The sequence below is a fragment of the Nocardioides exalbidus genome (genome assembly GCF_900105585.1).
GTDB classification, from domain to species: Bacteria; Actinomycetota; Actinomycetes; order Propionibacteriales; family Nocardioidaceae; genus Nocardioides; species Nocardioides exalbidus.
The window spans coordinates 746,545-762,041 of the sequence record NZ_FNRT01000002.1; the positions used below are offsets into that span (position 1 = coordinate 746,545).

Consider the following 15,497-nt stretch of genomic DNA (forward strand, 5'->3'; position numbering starts at 1 on the left):
CCGTCAGCGGTTCGTGGGAACTACAGATCTGTAGTTCTCAGCAGCCGTCCGAAGCAGCGGCTGAGGTCGCTGTCGGCGTAGTAGCCGAAGCCCGGGATCGGCTCGTAGCCCGAGGAGAGGTAGAGCTCGATCGCCTCCGGCTGCTTCATCCCGGTCTCGAGCACGAGCGCCTCGATCCCCTCCGCGGCGGCGGTGGTCTCGAGGTGGGCGAGCATCCGCCGCGCGAGGCCGCGGCGCTGTGCGGCAGGCACGACGTACATCCGCTTCACCTCGGCGGTGACCTGCGCACCGAGCGCCTTCACCGAGCTGCGGCGCCACGCCCCGGTGGCGACGGGTCGGCCGTCGAGGTAGCCGACGAAGAAGGTGCCGAGCGGGTCGTCGAAGTCGCGTCGGTCGATGGGTGAGTCATCACGACCGCCGTAGCGGGCGACGTACTCCTCCTGGACGGCCTCGACGAGGAAGGCGGCGTCGGGGTGGGTGATCGAGACCCGCTCGATCCGCAGGTCGTCGTCCACGTCCCAGACCCTATGCCCGCGCCGGCGCGCGACCTCCACAACCCCACCCGTCGTCACCCGCCCCACAGCGGTTGCACAGGTCCGCTGCCTCGCAGGAATCTTTCGGATCGGCGTAACGCAGCCGGGTCGCGACGACAAGTACCTGGTGACAGACCCCCCAACCCCGAGGAGAAGGCATGAAGCAGCGACGCTTCCGCGCCGTCACCGCCCTGTTGTCCGTGCTCGCCCTTTCGGCCGTCGCCGCCCCCGCGCACGCCGGCGATCGCGGCGGGGACCGCGGCGACGGACCCCGCCACAGCCAGCACGGACACGGCGGAGGACACGGCTGGGGCCACGGCCACGGCCACTCCCGCGGCACCGGGATGACGGTGACCGAGGAGGTCACCGCGATCCTCGACGCCGCCTCCGTCGAGGTCGAGGGCTCGAACGGCGCACGCGTCGGCCGCGACGACGACGACCTCCTCGTGATCAGCGTCGGAGGGCGCCACCGCGGCCACTGGAACGACGACTCCGACGATGACGACGACGAGCGGGACGACCGCCGCGGCAAGGACGGATCGAGGGGCGGCGACGGCTCGAACGCCGTCGTGACCTTCACCGGCACCACGGTGACCTCCGAGTGGACCGACTTCGACGTCGACGTCCGCGACGGCGTCGTCACCGCCGAGGTCGACGGTGTCGAGGACGTCCCGGTCCTCACCATCGTGAAGGCCGACGATGACGACGACGACCGCGGCCGGGCGCGCCGGGGCGGCTCGCACGACCTGTCCCTCGAGTACCAGCTGACCGAGGAGTCCGCCGTCGTGCTGGGCGCCGTGGTCGGCGCCGACGCGTTCGAGGCGGGCGACGTGTTCGCCACCGCCGGCGGATGCGGTCGCTGACCGGGCGACCCACGAAGACCGCCGCATGACCACCTCGGAGCCCCGGATCCCGGCACTGCGCCTCGACGCGCCCGTGCTGGTCCCCGACCGGGCGTTCCTCATGCGGCTGTGCGCGGAGTCGGCCCAGTCCCCCACCCCCACGTGGGCCGACTCCGCGCTCGAACCCCTCCTCGCCTCGTGGCGGCCCGTCGTCGCCGCGGCGGCCGCGGCGGCCGTGGTCGCTGGAGGTACGACGATCGCGTCCCGCATCGGCGACGAGTCGATCGCGCCGGCGAGGCCGGCGCCGACGGTCCCGGCGATCCCCGACCCGTCGCCCGGACCGACGCGCGGCCCGGGCCTGTCGGTCCCGCCAGCCGGTCCCGGGGCCGCCGCGGGCGGGGGTGACCGGGATGGCGAGACGCAGTCCGACGACACGACCGCCGGGGACACCGCTGACACGTCGGGAGACGCCCGCGGCACCGACCCGGCCGGGCGTGACGACGGCACCGGCACCCGGTCGGGCGGGCGCGCCGGCGGCCGGGACCACGACGAGGACCGTGACGGCTGGCGTGACGGCGTCCGTGACGGCTGGCGGCACGGAGATCGGCACGGCGACCGCAACGGTGGCCGGAGCCAGGGCCAGGGCAAGGGCCAGCACGGTGACCGCGACCGCGGGGACGACCGTGGAGGCGACGAGGACCTCGACCACGGTGGTCATGACAACGGCCGGGATGACGACCGGGATGACGACCGGGGCGACCAGGGCGACCAGGGCGGGTCGGGCTCCTCCGACGGCTGGGACGGACCGACCCAGCCGTGAGCGACGACGCCACCGTCACGGCCGCGAAGGCCGGCGACCCGGACGCCTGGAACGAGCTCTACCTGGCGTACGCCGGTCGGCTGCTGCTGTGGCTCAGGGCGCGCCAGGTCGCGGACTCGGCGGTCACCGCGGAGGACGTCGCGTCGGAGGCGTGGCTGGTCGCCGCCCGACGGATCCGGCACTTCAGCGGCACGCGCGACGACTTCGCCGGCTGGCTCTTCGGCATCGGGCGCAAGGTGAGCGCCAACCAGGCCCGGCGCGGGGCGCTGCGCAGCACCGCGACCCTGCTCGACCACGACGGCGACGACGACCACCCGGTGGTCACCCCGCACGACGAGGTCGTGGGCCTCGACTGGGTGCGCGACCAGCTCGCCCGGCTGCCCAAGCGCGAGCGCGACGTGCTGGCGTGCATGGAGGTCGTCGGCCTCGACGCCGCCGCCACCGCGCAGGCCCTCGGCATGACGGCCGTCGCGGTGCGGGTCAGCCGCCACCGCGGCCTCAAGCGGCTGCGCACGCGGATGGGCGACGACGTACGCCCGGAGGGGGCTCCGTCATCGGCTCCCGGGGTCGCGGTGCTTCAGCCGAGCGACTGACCGCAGCCGTCGCAGAACGTCGCGTCGGCGTCGTTGCGGGTGCCGCACTGGCGGCAGTAGGGGCCGGTGGCGGTCGACGCCGCAGCCGTGCGGCCGATGTGGGCGATCCCCTGGCCGTCACTGAGGTAGGTCGCCGAGTCCTTCACGACCGGCATCGTCTCGCCGGCGAGGTACCTCACGTGGGCACGCATCCAGCCGATCTGGGCTGCGACGAGCCCGAGGACGATGCAGAAGCCGCCGCCGGCAGCCATGAGGATCGGGCCCGGTCGGGCGTCCATCGTGGGATCGCCGAACTCGGAGGCGAACTCGCTGACTCCGCGCACGAGGAGGACCGCGCCCGTGACGAGCAGGACGCCGGCGACGACGCGTGCCGTCGTGCGCACGCGAGCCTGGCCCAGCAGGCCGGGCGGTGGGACGTGGTGGTCGCTCATCGTCGTTCCCCCATCGTGAGACGTCCTCGGGCGGGGTGCCACAATAGTCACGTCTGACAGCGTGGTCAGGGCAACCCGTTCCGTATCGACGTGAGGCACCCATGACCGACGCACTGCAGATCCCCGCCGAGCTCATCCCGGCCGACGGCCGCTTCGGCGCCGGCCCGTCGAAGATCCAGACGAGCCACCTCGACGCGCTCGCCGCGACCGGCTCCGAGCTGATGGGCACGTCCCACCGCCAGGCTCCGGTGAAGAAGACCGTCGGCCGCGTCCGCGAGGGGCTCACCGCCCTCTTCGACGTGCCGGAGGGCTACGAGGTCGTGCTCGGCAACGGCGGCGCGACCGCCTTCTGGGACATCGCCTGCTTCGGCCTGATCCGCGAGAAGAGCCAGCACCTGGCGTTCGGCGAGTTCTCCTCGAAGTTCGCCACCTCGGCCAGGAAGGCGCCGTGGCTCGCCGACCCGACGGTCATCTCGAGCGACCCGGGCTCGCGTCCCGAGGCGGTCGCCGAGGACGGCGTCGACGCCTACGCCTGGGCGCACAACGAGACGTCGACCGCGGTGATGGCGCCCGTACGCCGTCCTGCGGGCGTGGCCGACGACGCGCTCGTGCTGGTCGACGCGACCTCTGGCGCCGGCGGCCTGCCGGTCGACCTCGACCAGGTCGACGCCTACTACTTCGCCCCGCAGAAGTGCTTCGCCTCCGACGGCGGCCTCTGGGTGGCGATCATGTCGCCGCGCGCCCTGGCCCGCGTCGAGGAGATCGCCGCGACCGACCGCTACGTCCCGCCGTTCTTCGACCTGCCGACCGCGATCGACAACTCCTCGAAGAACCAGACCTACAACACCCCGTCGGTCGCCACGCTCTTCCTGATGGCCGAGCAGCTCGACTGGATGAACGGCCAGGGTGGGCTCACGGGCATGGTCGAGCGGACCACCGCGTCGTCCGACGCGCTCTACGGCTGGGCCGAGCGGACGGCGTACACCACCCCCTACGTCACCGACCCGGCCGACCGCTCGCTCGTCATCGGCACGATCGACTTCGACGACAGCATCGACGCCGCCGCGATCGCCGCGACCCTGCGCGCCAACGGCATCGTCGACACCGAGCCCTACCGCAAGCTCGGCCGCAACCAGCTCCGCATCGCGATGTATCCCGCGATCGACCCGGCCGACGTCGAGAAGCTCACCGCGGCGATCGACTACGTGGTCGCCAACGCCTGACGACTAGGCACGCAGCAGCTTGAGGACGGCGCGCTCCAGGGCAGCCTGGCGCGCGTCGTTCGAGTCGTACGTCGTCCTCACCCGGATCGTGCGCCCGCGCTCGTAGGCGTCGACGACCCGCGGGTCGACGTAGGACGACCGCGCGAGGGTGGGGGTGTTCCCGAGGAACTCCGAGACCTGCTTCATCGCGCTCGAGACCGCCCGCTTGCGCGACGCCTTGGTCTGGCCCGGCTCGTCGGTGTCCGCCAGGGCGGCGGCCGCGATCACCGTCGCGTGCCACGTGCGGAAGTCCTTGGCGGTGGCGTCGATGCCGAAGCAGGTGCGGATGTAGTCGTTGACGTGCCCGGCGTCGATGTCCTTCCAGTGCCGGCCGTCCTTCCACGCGAGCAGCTCGTCGCCGCCCCCGCGCCGGCGCCGCATCACGTCGAGCGCCTCGACGGCCGAGGGGTCGTCGATGTCGATGCAGTGCTCGACACCCGACTTGCCGACGAAGCAGAAGCGCAGCCCGTTGGCGTGGCGGGAGACGTGGTCCTTGCGGAGCGTGGTCAGCCCGAACGAGCCGTTGGTGTCGGTGTAGACGTCGTTGCCGATCCGGAAGTAGCCCAGGTCCAGCAGCCGCACCGCGACGGCGCAAGCCCGCTCGCGCGACATCCCCTCGGCGCCGATGTCGACGAGCACCCGCTCGCGCGCCTTCGACAGCGCCTTGCCGAAGCCGAGGATCCGGTCGAACTTCGCTGCGTCCCGGCTGGTGCGCCACTGCGGGTGGTAGAGGTACTGCTTCCTGCCGGCGTCGTCGATGCCGACGGCCTGCAGGTGCCCGTTGGCGTGCGGTGTGATCCACACGTCCTGCCAGGCCGGCGGGATCACGAGCTCCTTGCAGCGCTGCACGTCCTCCGGCTCGAGCCGGAGCCCGTCCTCGTCGAGGTAGGTGAAGCCCTTGCCCGCCCGCCGCCGGCTCCAGCCAGGCTGGTCGGGGGACGTACGCCGGAGACGAGGCATGCGTCCGAACCTAGTGGGGTCGTCCCGCGTGCCGAACACCCACAGGGAGGGTTCGTCCCACGCCTCAGGAGCCCGGCCGCAGGAACCGGCGGGCCAGCTGCGCCTGGCTCTCGGAGAGCAGCTGCTCGGGCACCCGGACCGGGTCGTGCCCGTCGAGGGTGAACGTGTAGACGAACATGTCCGGCTTGGGCGGCGTCGCCTTCGTGCTCGAGCCGAGGACGGCCCGGCTGACGAGCCCGCGGACGTCGTCGTCCTCGCCGTCGAGGTCCACCTCGGCCGACTCGGTGCGACCGGCGAAGCCGCCGGAGCGCTCGACGCGCAGCCTTCCCGCCGGCCGGTCGGTGCTCCCCGCGGATGGCGTCGCGCTCGCCCCGGGCTCGACCCCGACCTGCCGCCACGCCTCACGCACCGCGTCGGCGTGCTCGCCTGCCGCGGCGACCGTGGCTGCGGCGAAGGTCGCGAAGTCGGCGTCCGCGGGCACGTCGCCACCGACGAGGGCGTCGTACCAGATCCGGCCGGCGCCGGCGATCGACGTGCCGCCGACCGCGACGGCGGCGAGATGGAAGGCCTTGTTGGGGATGCCGGAGTTGAGGTGGACCCCGCCGTTGTCGTCCGCGGTGTCGATGTAGTCGTCCATGTGCCCGACCTGGGGGTCCTTGCCGAGCTCGGGATCGTCGTAGGCCGTGCCGGGCGCGGCCATGTCGCGCAACGCGCGGGCGAGCACGGTCGGCTTGAAGATCCCCTGGCCGATCAGCCAGTCGCCCTCGGCGGCCTGCTGGCCGAGGAGCCGCTGCTTGAGGCAGGAGGCGAAGACGTCGGCCACCGACTCGTTGAGGGCACCGGACTGGTCCCGGTAGACGAGGTCGGCGGTGTGCTCGACCACGGCGTGGGTGAACTCGTGTGCGAGGACGTCGACCGGCTTCGTGAAGCGCTCGAAGACGCGACCGTCGCCGTCACCGAAGACGAGCTGGGTGCCGTCCCAGAAGGCGTTGTCGTAGCTCGAGCCGTAGTGGACGGTCAGGCTGACCGGGGCACCGGCGTCGTCGTGGGAGGCGCGACCCAGGTCGTCGGCATACATCTCGAGCGTGGCCGTGATCCCGGCAGCCGCCTCGTCGACGGCCACGTCACCGGTCTCGGGCTCGCCGGCCGAGCGGACCGGGGTGCCGGGGAGGTCCGTGGTCGACCCCGCGTCGTGGACGGTCCAGTCCGGCTCCGCGTCGGCTCCGGGCATCGCCGTCGCCCGCGGCGGCTGGGGGACGGTGCCCCGGCCGGAGCGCAGGGCCTCGTCGCGCGCGGCGGCCTCGGGGCCGTCGACCCGCTCGACGAGCCACGGGGGGATGAAGGTGCAGTGCGCGTGGGCGTTCCGAGTAGCCATGGGTCAGGTCTACCCCTCGGCACCGACAGCCGGAAGGGGTCGGCAGGCCCCGGGCGCCGCCGCCCGTGGGGGGCGGGCGGCGGCACCACGCTGGTCCCGCAGCACCTCGTCACGCTCGACGGTGGGGGTCCGCTCCCACCCACTGGGTGGGACGAGCGAGACGGGCGCAGCGAGTCTGGGTCCAGGCCTGCCCCGCACGGGGGACAGCGGGGCAGGCCTGAGTCTGGGTCAAGCCCTCAGCAGGGCTTGTAGTTGAACGTCAGGTCACTGACGTAGATCGTCTGGTCCTGGTCGAGCGTGTTGTTGAAGCTCGACGCCGAGTTGGAGTACTGGATCGTGAACGAGCTGATGGTGCCGGGGTAGGTGATCGTCAGGTTGCCGGCGTTGCCGGTGCTGTTGTCCGTCGGCGTGTTCTCACCGGTCGCGATGAAGTACTCCCCGACGCCGGCGGCCGTCGTCTTGGTGATGGTGGCGGGGTACGACGCCGTGTAGCCGCTGGTGAGGGTCAACGCGTCACGGAAGTCACCGGTGGCCGAGTCGATGTCGGTGATGGTGAAGCGCAGGTTCGTGACGGGCCGCGAGAAGGTGAACACGTAAGTGCCCGTGTCCTGCGTCGGGGACGGCGTGTCACGTGTCGTGGCCTGCCAGAGGCTGATCCCGGACTTGTTCAGGTTGCCGACATTGGCGGACCGGCGGAGGCTGGGGTTGACCGTGTTCGTTCCGGGGTTCTCGTACCCGGCCTTCATCAGGCCCGTGTACGACGCCTTGACGTCGAGCGTGAGTGCCGGGACGTTCGTGGCTGGCACGAGGGTCGCGGAGGCAACCGTGTCGCTCGTCCGGGTGAAGGTGACGTTGCCGCCGTTCCAGCTGAGCGCCTGGTCGGTACGGGCATCGCAGGGGGAGGCAGCGAACGCCGGCGCAGTCGCGGCTACCGAGATCACGGGGACGCTCCAGGCGGCCGTGCGGACGACGGCGCGGCGAGACGGCCGGGCCTCGTTCAGGTTCGCGATGCCGTACTTCATGTCAGCTACCTCGGGTGGGATGGATCCGCGGTGGGATCCGGGACTACTCCAAAGTAGGGGTTGACATTCCACGAATCAGTAACTCGTGGTCAAAGTAAAGGATCAGATTGGGAACGTTTCCGATCGTGCCCGAACGTGTTGTGGTCCCGGTCACAGAGCCGCCCGTCGCGGGCCGCCCGAGCGTCGCCGAAGTCTCGATCCGAGCCCTCCCGCACTAGACTTGCCGCGCTGCGGCCGTGTGGGCCGCGCCCGGCTCCAGCCCCTCGTCTCCACCCGGAAGGCCCCTGCATGCCCACCCAGTCCCGCTCCGACCTGCGCAACGTCGCGATCGTCGCCCACGTCGACCACGGCAAGACCACGCTGGTCGACGCGATGCTCCGCCAGGCCGGCGCCTTCACCGCGCACCAGGCCGAGAGCGTCGCCGACCGGGTCATGGACTCCGGCGACCTCGAGCGCGAGAAGGGCATCACGATCCTCGCGAAGAACACCGCGGTCCACTACGCCGGCCCGGCCGGCGGCGGCCAGCCGATGGTCATCAACATCATCGACACCCCCGGCCACGCCGACTTCGGCGGCGAGGTCGAGCGCGGCCTGTCGATGGTCGACGGCATCGTGCTGCTGGTCGACGCGTCCGAGGGCCCGCTCCCCCAGACCCGCTTCGTGCTGCGCAAGGCGCTCAACGCCGACATGCCGGTGATCCTGGTCGTCAACAAGACCGACCGCGGCGACGCCCGCATCACCGAGGTCGTCGACGAGTCCTACGAGCTCTTCATGGACCTCCTCGACGAGTCGCACAGCCAGGACGCGCTCGACTTCCCGGTCGTCTACGCCTCGGGCAAGGCCGGCATCGCCTCCCTCACGCAGCCCGAGAACGGCACGATGCCCGAGGGCACCGACCTCGAGCCGCTCTTCAAGACGATCCTCGAGACCATCCCCGCCCCGCAGTACGACGAGGGCGCGCCGCTCCAGGCCCACGTGACCAACCTCGACTCGTCGCCGTTTCTGGGTCGCCTCGCGCTGCTGCGCATCCACCAGGGCAACCTCAAGAAGGGCCAGACCGTCGCGTGGATCAAGCGCGACGGCACGGTCAAGAACGTCCGGATCACCGAGCTCCTCATCACCGAGGGCCTCGAGCGCGTCCCCGGCGAGTCCGCCGGCCCCGGCGACATCGTCGCCATCGCCGGCATCCCCGAGATCACCATCGGCGAGACCCTCGCCGACGCGGAGAACCCGATCGCGCTGCCGCTCATCCACGTCGACGACCCGGCCATCTCGATGACGATCGGCACCAACACCTCGCCGCTGGTCGGCAAGGTCAAGGGCGCCAAGGTGACCGCGCGCCTGGTCAAGGACCGCCTCGACTCCGAGCTCATCGGCAACGTGTCGCTGCGCGTCCTGCCGACCGAGCGTCCCGACGCATGGGAGGTCCAGGGCCGCGGCGAGCTCGCGCTGGCGATCCTCGTCGAGCAGATGCGTCGCGAGGGCTTCGAGCTGACCGTCGGCAAGCCGCAGGTCGTCACCCGCGAGGTCGACGGCAAGGTCCACGAGCCCTTCGAGCGCCTCACGATCGACGCGCCGGAGGAATACCTCGGCACCATCACCGAGCTCCTCGCCACCCGCAAGGGCCGCATGGAGGGCATGACCAACCACGGCACCGGCTGGGTGCGCATGGACTTCGTCGTCCCCTCGCGCGGCCTGATCGGCTTCCGCACCGAGTTCCTCACCGAGACCCGCGGCACCGGCATCGCCCACCACATCTCCGAGGGCTACCACCCCTGGGCCGGCGAGATCCGCTCGCGCAACAACGGCTCGCTGGTGGCCGACCGCGCCGGTGCGGCGACGGCGTACGCCATGACGTCGCTGCAGGAGCGCGGCGTGCTCTTCGTCGAGCCGACCACCGAGGTCTACGAGGGCATGATCGTCGGCGAGAACTCCCGCGCCGACGACATGGACGTCAACATCACCAAGGAGAAGCAGCAGACCAACATCCGGTCCGCCACCTCCGACAACTTCGAGAAGCTGATCCCGCCGAAGCGCCTCTCGCTCGAGCAGTGCCTGGAGTTCTGCCGCGAGGACGAGTGCGTCGAGGTGACGCCCGACATGGTGCGCATCCGCAAGGTCGTCCTCGACGCCAACGCGCGCGCCAAGACCGCGTCGCGGGCCCGCAAGGCCAGCAAGTAGGACTTGGTGTCCTCCTGCTCCCCGGCCCGCGTCGATCCCCCTGAGGGCGGGTACGACGACGGGCTGGGCGAGCGGCTGGCCACCTGGCTCGAGGACCTCGGCCTCGCTGACCAGCTGGCGGCCGCCGGGCTGCCCACCTACGACCGCGCGCACGACGAGGTGCGCTGGCGTGAGCCCGGCACGGTCGAGCCGCTCCCGCCCGACCGGCTGGTCGAGCTCGACCGGCAGCTGCGCTCACAGGGCGACGACCCCGCGCACGGCATCCCCGTCGCCCTCGTCCGGCTCCGTCGCGAGGCCCGCGTCCGCGCCGAGCTGCTCGACGGCGGGTGGCTCGACTACGCCGGCGTCGCCGCCCTGCGCGGGGTGTCGGAGAACGCGGCCCGATTCGCCTTGCACAAGGCCTCCGACCGGCGCTCGGTCCTGCTCGTCCAGCAGGAGGGCGCAACCCTGGTGCCGTCGTTCCAGCTCGACGGGACCGGTCAGGTCCGTGAGGAGCTGCTCACGATCCTCGAGACGCTCCTCGCGGCGTCGGTCGACCCGTGGCGTGCGTGGATCTGGCTGACGACCCCGGCGGCCCTGCTCGGCGGCGACGTGCCCCACGAGGTCGCACGCGACCCCGAGGAGCTCCCCGTCGTGCAGCGCGCGGCGGTCGCCCTCGGCGAGCGCGCACGGGCCTCTCGCTGACGGCAGCCGTCAGGCCGCCTCGGCCTCCGCTTCGACGTCCACGCTCCGAAGCGTCGGGGCCAGCACGAGCAGCCCGAGCACGGGCAGGGCGGCGAGCAGCAGCAGGGCACCCGTCATCCCGAGGGGCCCGCTGAGACCGGCGATCACGGCGGATCCGATGCTGCCGCCGATGAGGAAGAGCAGCGTGGAGACGCCGAGCGCGACTCCGCGCACGTTCTCGTGGACGGCGTCACCGACTACGGCGCTGAGCGCCGGCTGGCCGAGCCCGAAGGCGACGGTGACGAAGACGATCCCGACCACCAGGATCGTGGCGCTCGCGAAGTGCGCCCCGAGCGCGGCCAGCAGGATCGCCCCGGAGGCCACGAGGGCGGCGGCCCCGACGCTCCGCCCGGGCCCGATGCGTCGGAGCATCGGCCCGACCAGTCGCGGGACGGTGAGGGCGATCGCCGCGCTCGGCACCATGGCGACGCCGACCTGCCACGCCTCCCAGCCCTCGGCGAGGAGGACCGCGGGTGTGGCGATGAGCAGGGCGAACCACGACGCCGGGATGGACGACGCCGACACCGCGGTGCGTACGACGGTGGAGTTGCGGATGACCTCGACCGGCAGGAAGCCGTCGGGGCGGCGGCGGACCGTCGCGTGGACGGCAGGGACGCCGGCGAACAGCATCACGGCGCCCACGGCCGCGACGAGCAGGCCGGCCGACGGCGACTGCACCAGCAGGACCATCCCGGCGGCGGTCAGGCAGACGAGGATGGCGCCGACGACGTCGAGCTTGGCGCCGCTGCCTCCGGTCGGCAGTGCGCGCCAGATGAACGGCAGCACCAGTGCACCGAGGATCGGCAGCGCCATCACGGCACGCCATCCGAACGCGGCCTCGACGACGCCACCGGCGAGCGGCCCCAGGCAGCCCACCGCGGCCGAGACCCCGGCCAACCGGCCGAAGGCGACGCCGCGGACCTCACCGGCGTACCTCGACGACAGCACCGCGACACCCAGCGTCGGCAGTGCGGCCGCACCGGCGCCCTGCACCATCCGCGCGCCGAGCAGCACCTGGAAGGTGGGAGCGACCGCTGCCACGAGCGCGCCGGTCGACATGAGCACCAGGCCCGCCAGCATCGGGGCGCGGAAGCCGACGAGGTCGGAGATGCGGCCGTAGAGCGCGGTCGTGACCGCGAGCATGAGGACGTAGAGGCTGATCGCCCAGGCCGCGAGGCCCGAGCTGATGCCGAAGTCGTCGCTCATGAGGGCCAGCGTCACCGCAGCGCTCGACGACCCCAGTCCACCGAGGCCGAAGAGCAGGCCGAGCAGGACCGAGATGCGACGGGAGTCGTCAACGGGCTGGCTGGTCGTGTCCGCGGCAGTCATCGACCACGGACAACATGTTGTCGACCGGGCTTGTTCCCGGGCGTCAGCAGATGGTCGTGAACGAGATGTTTGACAATCCAGTGTGCGGCGTACCCGTCGGAGCGCCAATCTGGAAGTAGCGGTACGTCACGCTCGTAAGAGGACCATTCCACGTCAGCGTCACGTTGCCATCCGGATCCGAGTTGTCGATCTGCGTAGTTCCGCTCGAGCGATAGGGACTGTTCTCGGTCCCAGCGCCTTGGATACGGCTCCCGACCGACACTGAAGAAGGCGTGCCAGTAACGGCGATACGGTCTCGCCAGGCAGTGGAGCCGTTGCCATTGTTGGCGTTGTCGATGTCGAGAATCGTGAAAGAGAGATTCTTCACTGCCCTACTGAAGGTGAGAGTCACCGTAATGGAAGATCCGTCAACGCCGTTCGTGGGGTAGAACCGAAGCGCCGGGTTGACGCCACCTTCGTCCTGGTAGAGCACCTTGCCGCTGTCGGAGCCAAGGTTGCCGGACTGACTGAGCGTGAGCTTCGTCGATCCGAACATCGCAGAGGAGAACACGGTGCCGTCCGTGTAGTTGCTCCAACTGAGGGTCTCAGCGTTGCCGCAGGAGGCGGCATAGGCCGGCGCAGTTGCTGCGACGGCAACGACGGGAACGGACCACGCCGCGCTACGGACCATGGTGCGCCGCGTCGGACGCATCGGCTCGTGAACCGTCAACTTGCTTGACATGACGAATGAACTCCCACCCCATCGGCGAACCCCCACGGTCGCCTGTTGACAACGAAACTAGGTGGAGCATGTCAACGGATCAGTAACAGCGCAGCACAGTCGAGTACCGGTCTGGACCAGTAGTGGATCGTTCAACCGGAAGACGTAGCCCGAACGGACGAGCTCGTGGTCATTTCGGGTCATCTGACGCGAAATCCTCGGGGACCAACGTCCTGATGTCCCCGTTGCCCCGGCCGAGAGAGCTCGGGAATCACGTGATGATCTCAGCAGCCGCGCGCCGTGAACGTGAAGTCGCTGAGCAGGATGCCCTGAGGCCCGGGCGAGCCGGCGTTCCAGTAGACGAGCTGCAGCTGGGTGAACGACGCGCCGCCGGCATAGACGAGCTGGACGTTGCCGGCGTTGCTCGTGTCGTCGATGCCCGTCGTCCCGCCGGTGTAGCGGAACGGCCCGCTGCCGGGGATCTCGAGTCCGGCGTCGCCGACGCCGGCCACCGTCGTCGGTCGGTTGTTCGAGCTCGTCGGCACCGGGTTGCAGGTGACGCGGTCCCAGAAGTTCGCATCGCGGTCCAGGTCGACGATGGAGAAGGACAGGTTGCTGACCGCTCGGGAGAACCTGACGGTGATCGTCTGGTTCACCAACGCGGTGAGCGCCGTGCTGCCCGACCGGATCGCGAGTCCTCGCTCGCCGGCTCCGAGGGCGCCGATGTTGGTGGTGGCCGGCACCGTCAGGTTGCCGTCGTACCTCGTGGCACCCCCGGCGGGCGAGCTGTCGAACGTCACGGTGATCGCGCTCCCGCTGGCACTGCCCGTTGCGACTGCCGTGCCGACGTTCGGCGTCGCAGTCAAGCTGCCCGGTGGGGTGTACGCGCTGACACCCCAGTCGATCTTGTAGGCCCGAGGGTCGCACGGCGATGCAGCGAACGCCGGAGCCTGCGCGGCGACGTAAACGACGGGCACGGACCACGCAGCGCCACGCATCAAGGTGCGCCGCGAGGTGCCCTGGCCCCGTTCGGTGCCCAACTCGGTCATGGCGACCTGCCCCCATGGTTGAAGATCCGCGAGAAGTCCTTCGCCACAAGGTTAAGATATTCTCAAGAAGATCAACGAACGATCAAGATCCCCCATGCCCGAACAGCAGGACGTCGCGGAGTCGCAGATGCGGCAAGTACGCGCGGATCGACCGCGTCAGCGCCTAGCCTGTCGACCATAACGACCTCAGGCGGTGCGCCTCAAGGTGCCGGCGACGAGGCGCTCGGCACGTGGCTCGACGCCCGCCGTCGCTCTCACGCCGAGCGAGAGGCCGTCCTCGCCTCCGACGCCGACCGTGAGCGGGTCTGCAGCCTCCTGTCAGCCGCCTTCGGGGAGGGACGCCTGACGTCCGCCGAGCTCGACGAGCGGACGACCCGCGCGCTCGCCTCGCGGACGCACGGGCAGCTCGAGGACGTGCTCGACGGCCTCGCCGGACCGGGTGCTGGGACCCTGTGGGCGAGCCGCCCGGAGGGAGGCATCGTCCCGAGGATCGTCTTCTGGGTGGTCGGGCTGTTCACCTCGCCCTTCGTCCTCATCGGCACGCTGCTGCTGCTCTTCGGCGACGACCTGGGGAGCCGGATCTTCGGCCTCGTCTTCCTGGTGGTGTTCCTGCCTGGGCTGATCGCCCTCTACCGCTGGGCGCACCCGCGGAGCTGACGAACCGTACGATCTGGGCCATGTCCTCGGCACCTGTCGCAGCACTCGTCGCGGTGCTCACACTGGCTGCGGTGCTGGCGACGAGCGGCGTGGCGAAGCTGCGAGACCGGGTGGCCACCCGGGATGCGTTCGCCGCGCTGCGGGTTCCGGACGTCGTACCGGCCGGACCAGCTTCGGCGGCGCTTCCGTGGGCCGAGCTCGCGCTCGCCGCCCTGCTCCTGGTTGCGCCCTCGCGCGCCCTCGTCGCGGTCACGGCCCTGGTGCTCGTGCTGATGCTGGCCTACACCGCTCTCATCGGGAGGGCGCTCACCTTCGACGAGCCCGTCACGTGCTCGTGCTTCGGGAGCCTGAGTCGCCACGACGTCGACCGGACCACGCTGCTGCGCAACGTCCTCCTCTCCCTGCTCGCCGGCGCCGCCCTGTGGTTCGCGGTCGACGGGGGCTCCGTCCTGTCCGTCGTGCGCGACCTGGACGCGGCTGGCTGGTGGGCGATCGTCGCTGCGATCGCAGCCGCCGCGGTCGCCGCGCTCGTCGTCGGCACCGGCTCGGCTCCGCGGGCGGCCGAGACCGACGAGCTGCTCGACTACGAGAGGGACCGGACCCCGTACGGCGTCGTGCGCCGGGCCGACGGCTCGGTGGCGAACCTGTGGGACCTCACCTCGACGCAGGCTCGGCTGCTCGTAGTGCTGAAGCCCGGGTGCGGTCCGTGCGTCCGCACGGCCGAGAAGCTGGACGGCCTCGCGGCGCAGCTGTCCCCCGCCGTCGGGGTACTGGCGGTCTACCCGGACGAGACGGCCGCGTCCTCGGTCACCGAGCACGCGCGCGACCTCGCCGTGTCCGAGCCGGACGGCAACATCCGCCGTGGCTTCTCCGTCGGGACTCCTGCTGCGGTGCTGCTCGGCGCGGACGGCTTCCTGGCCGGCGGCCCGGTGGCAGGCGAGCGGGACGTCACCGAGTTCTTCGCCGAGGTCGTCGAGGCGCTCCGCGAGCAGCCGGAGACCTAGCCACCCCTCCCGGAGG

The 15,497-nt window shown here is 71.2% G+C and carries 16 protein-coding genes; 8 read left to right on the forward strand and 8 right to left on the reverse strand.

What is annotated here, in order from left to right; all coding sequences use genetic code 11:
- Positions 1-20: 20 nt before the first annotated feature.
- A complete protein-coding gene (locus BLV76_RS03945) occupies positions 21-515 on the reverse strand; it encodes a GNAT family N-acetyltransferase (protein WP_217630255.1) in 495 nt (164 codons plus the stop codon).
- Positions 516-691: 176 nt separating this feature from the next.
- Here BLV76_RS03945 and BLV76_RS03950 point away from each other — a divergent pair, with 176 nt between their 5' ends.
- From BLV76_RS03950 to BLV76_RS03960, 3 genes are read left to right on the forward strand one after another with little or no spacing between them, the layout of a single operon-like run.
- The gene (locus tag BLV76_RS03950) at positions 692-1,396 is read left to right on the forward strand and encodes a hypothetical protein (RefSeq protein WP_090967966.1); all 705 of its coding nucleotides are present in this window, start codon (positions 692-694) and stop codon (positions 1,394-1,396) included.
- Between the two features lie 25 nt (positions 1,397-1,421).
- Positions 1,422-2,195 carry a hypothetical protein gene (locus tag BLV76_RS03955; RefSeq protein WP_090967967.1) on the forward strand — a complete coding sequence of 258 codons (774 nt, stop codon included), beginning with the start codon at positions 1,422-1,424 and terminating at the stop codon, positions 2,193-2,195.
- Positions 2,192-2,788 (forward strand): RNA polymerase sigma factor, encoded by a 597-nt coding sequence (locus BLV76_RS03960; RefSeq protein WP_175539561.1) that lies wholly within the window; start codon positions 2,192-2,194, stop codon positions 2,786-2,788. The genes BLV76_RS03955 and BLV76_RS03960 overlap by 4 nt, the downstream gene beginning before the upstream one ends.
- Here the strand turns inward: BLV76_RS03960 and BLV76_RS03965 are convergent.
- Entirely contained in the window at positions 2,773-3,219 is a 447-nt protein-coding gene (locus BLV76_RS03965) for a zinc ribbon domain-containing protein (RefSeq protein WP_090967969.1), read from the reverse strand. The genes BLV76_RS03960 and BLV76_RS03965 overlap by 16 nt on opposite strands.
- Positions 3,220-3,320: 101 nt before the next feature.
- On the opposite strand from BLV76_RS03965, the gene serC reads away from it, so the two are divergent.
- Positions 3,321-4,442, forward strand: a complete 1,122-nt coding sequence (gene serC / locus BLV76_RS03970; protein ID WP_090967970.1) for a phosphoserine transaminase — start codon at positions 3,321-3,323, stop codon at positions 4,440-4,442.
- A gap of 3 nt (positions 4,443-4,445) precedes the next feature.
- Here the strand turns inward: serC and BLV76_RS03975 are convergent, their stop codons facing one another.
- From BLV76_RS03975 to BLV76_RS03985, 3 genes are all read right to left on the reverse strand, one after another.
- Complete coding sequence (locus BLV76_RS03975) at positions 4,446-5,441, reverse strand: DNA topoisomerase IB (RefSeq protein WP_090967971.1); 996 nt, start codon at positions 5,439-5,441, stop codon at positions 4,446-4,448.
- Positions 5,442-5,505: 64 nt separating this feature from the next.
- The gene (locus tag BLV76_RS03980; RefSeq protein ID WP_090967972.1) at positions 5,506-6,816 is read right to left on the reverse strand and encodes a protealysin inhibitor emfourin; all 1,311 of its coding nucleotides are present in this window, start codon (positions 6,814-6,816) and stop codon (positions 5,506-5,508) included.
- A 236-nt stretch (positions 6,817-7,052) separates the two neighbouring features.
- Positions 7,053-7,838: a hypothetical protein gene (locus BLV76_RS03985; RefSeq protein ID WP_090967973.1), complete on the reverse strand. Its 786-nt coding sequence runs from the start codon at positions 7,836-7,838 to the stop codon at positions 7,053-7,055.
- A 288-nt stretch (positions 7,839-8,126) separates the two neighbouring features.
- Between BLV76_RS03985 and typA the strand changes: the two genes are divergently transcribed.
- Entirely contained in the window at positions 8,127-10,019 is a 1,893-nt protein-coding gene (typA, locus tag BLV76_RS03990) for a translational GTPase TypA (protein WP_090967974.1), read from the forward strand.
- Positions 10,020-10,025: 6 nt separating this feature from the next.
- Positions 10,026-10,703 (forward strand): hypothetical protein, encoded by a 678-nt coding sequence (locus BLV76_RS03995; RefSeq protein ID WP_090967975.1) that lies wholly within the window; start codon positions 10,026-10,028, stop codon positions 10,701-10,703.
- 9 nt (positions 10,704-10,712) lie between these two features.
- On the opposite strand, the gene BLV76_RS04000 is transcribed toward BLV76_RS03995, so the two are convergent.
- The 3 genes from BLV76_RS04000 to BLV76_RS22380 form a co-directional block, all read right to left on the reverse strand.
- Positions 10,713-12,071 carry an MFS transporter gene (locus BLV76_RS04000; RefSeq protein ID WP_090967976.1) on the reverse strand — a complete coding sequence of 453 codons (1,359 nt, stop codon included), beginning with the start codon at positions 12,069-12,071 and terminating at the stop codon, positions 10,713-10,715.
- A 43-nt stretch (positions 12,072-12,114) separates the two neighbouring features.
- Complete coding sequence (locus BLV76_RS21985; RefSeq protein ID WP_139306464.1) at positions 12,115-12,792, reverse strand: hypothetical protein; 678 nt, start codon at positions 12,790-12,792, stop codon at positions 12,115-12,117.
- Positions 12,793-13,055: 263 nt separating this feature from the next.
- Positions 13,056-13,571 (reverse strand): hypothetical protein, encoded by a 516-nt coding sequence (locus tag BLV76_RS22380; RefSeq protein ID WP_175539562.1) that lies wholly within the window; start codon positions 13,569-13,571, stop codon positions 13,056-13,058.
- Positions 13,572-13,838: 267 nt separating this feature from the next.
- Here BLV76_RS22380 and BLV76_RS22385 point away from each other — a divergent pair, with 267 nt between their 5' ends.
- Both BLV76_RS22385 and BLV76_RS04010 read left to right on the forward strand, forming a co-directional pair.
- Positions 13,839-14,477 carry a DUF1707 SHOCT-like domain-containing protein gene (locus BLV76_RS22385; protein ID WP_175539563.1) on the forward strand — a complete coding sequence of 213 codons (639 nt, stop codon included), beginning with the start codon at positions 13,839-13,841 and terminating at the stop codon, positions 14,475-14,477.
- Between the two features lie 20 nt (positions 14,478-14,497).
- Positions 14,498-15,481, forward strand: a complete 984-nt coding sequence (locus BLV76_RS04010) for a MauE/DoxX family redox-associated membrane protein (RefSeq protein WP_090967978.1) — start codon at positions 14,498-14,500, stop codon at positions 15,479-15,481.
- Positions 15,482-15,497: the final 16 nt, after the last annotated feature.

What these genes read in the sequence shown, in the direction of transcription:
- BLV76_RS03950 (WP_090967966.1), top strand. Translation starts at nt 692, where the DNA reads ATGAAGCAGCGACGCTTCCGCGCCGTCACCGCCCTGTTGTCCGTGCTC.
- BLV76_RS03955 (WP_090967967.1), top strand. Translation starts at nt 1,422, where the DNA reads ATGACCACCTCGGAGCCCCGGATCCCGGCACTGCGCCTCGACGCGCCC.
- BLV76_RS03965 (WP_090967969.1), bottom strand. Translation starts at nt 3,219, where the DNA reads ATGAGCGACCACCACGTCCCACCGCCCGGCCTGCTGGGCCAGGCTCGC.
- serC (WP_090967970.1), top strand. Translation starts at nt 3,321, where the DNA reads ATGACCGACGCACTGCAGATCCCCGCCGAGCTCATCCCGGCCGACGGC.
- BLV76_RS03975 (WP_090967971.1), bottom strand. Translation starts at nt 5,441, where the DNA reads ATGCCTCGTCTCCGGCGTACGTCCCCCGACCAGCCTGGCTGGAGCCGG.
- BLV76_RS03980 (WP_090967972.1), bottom strand. Translation starts at nt 6,816, where the DNA reads ATGGCTACTCGGAACGCCCACGCGCACTGCACCTTCATCCCCCCGTGG.
- BLV76_RS03985 (WP_090967973.1), bottom strand. Translation starts at nt 7,838, where the DNA reads ATGAAGTACGGCATCGCGAACCTGAACGAGGCCCGGCCGTCTCGCCGC.
- typA (WP_090967974.1), top strand. Translation starts at nt 8,127, where the DNA reads ATGCCCACCCAGTCCCGCTCCGACCTGCGCAACGTCGCGATCGTCGCC.
- BLV76_RS04000 (WP_090967976.1), bottom strand. Translation starts at nt 12,071, where the DNA reads ATGACTGCCGCGGACACGACCAGCCAGCCCGTTGACGACTCCCGTCGC.
- BLV76_RS21985 (WP_139306464.1), bottom strand. Translation starts at nt 12,792, where the DNA reads ATGTCAAGCAAGTTGACGGTTCACGAGCCGATGCGTCCGACGCGGCGC.
- BLV76_RS04010 (WP_090967978.1), top strand. Translation starts at nt 14,498, where the DNA reads ATGTCCTCGGCACCTGTCGCAGCACTCGTCGCGGTGCTCACACTGGCT.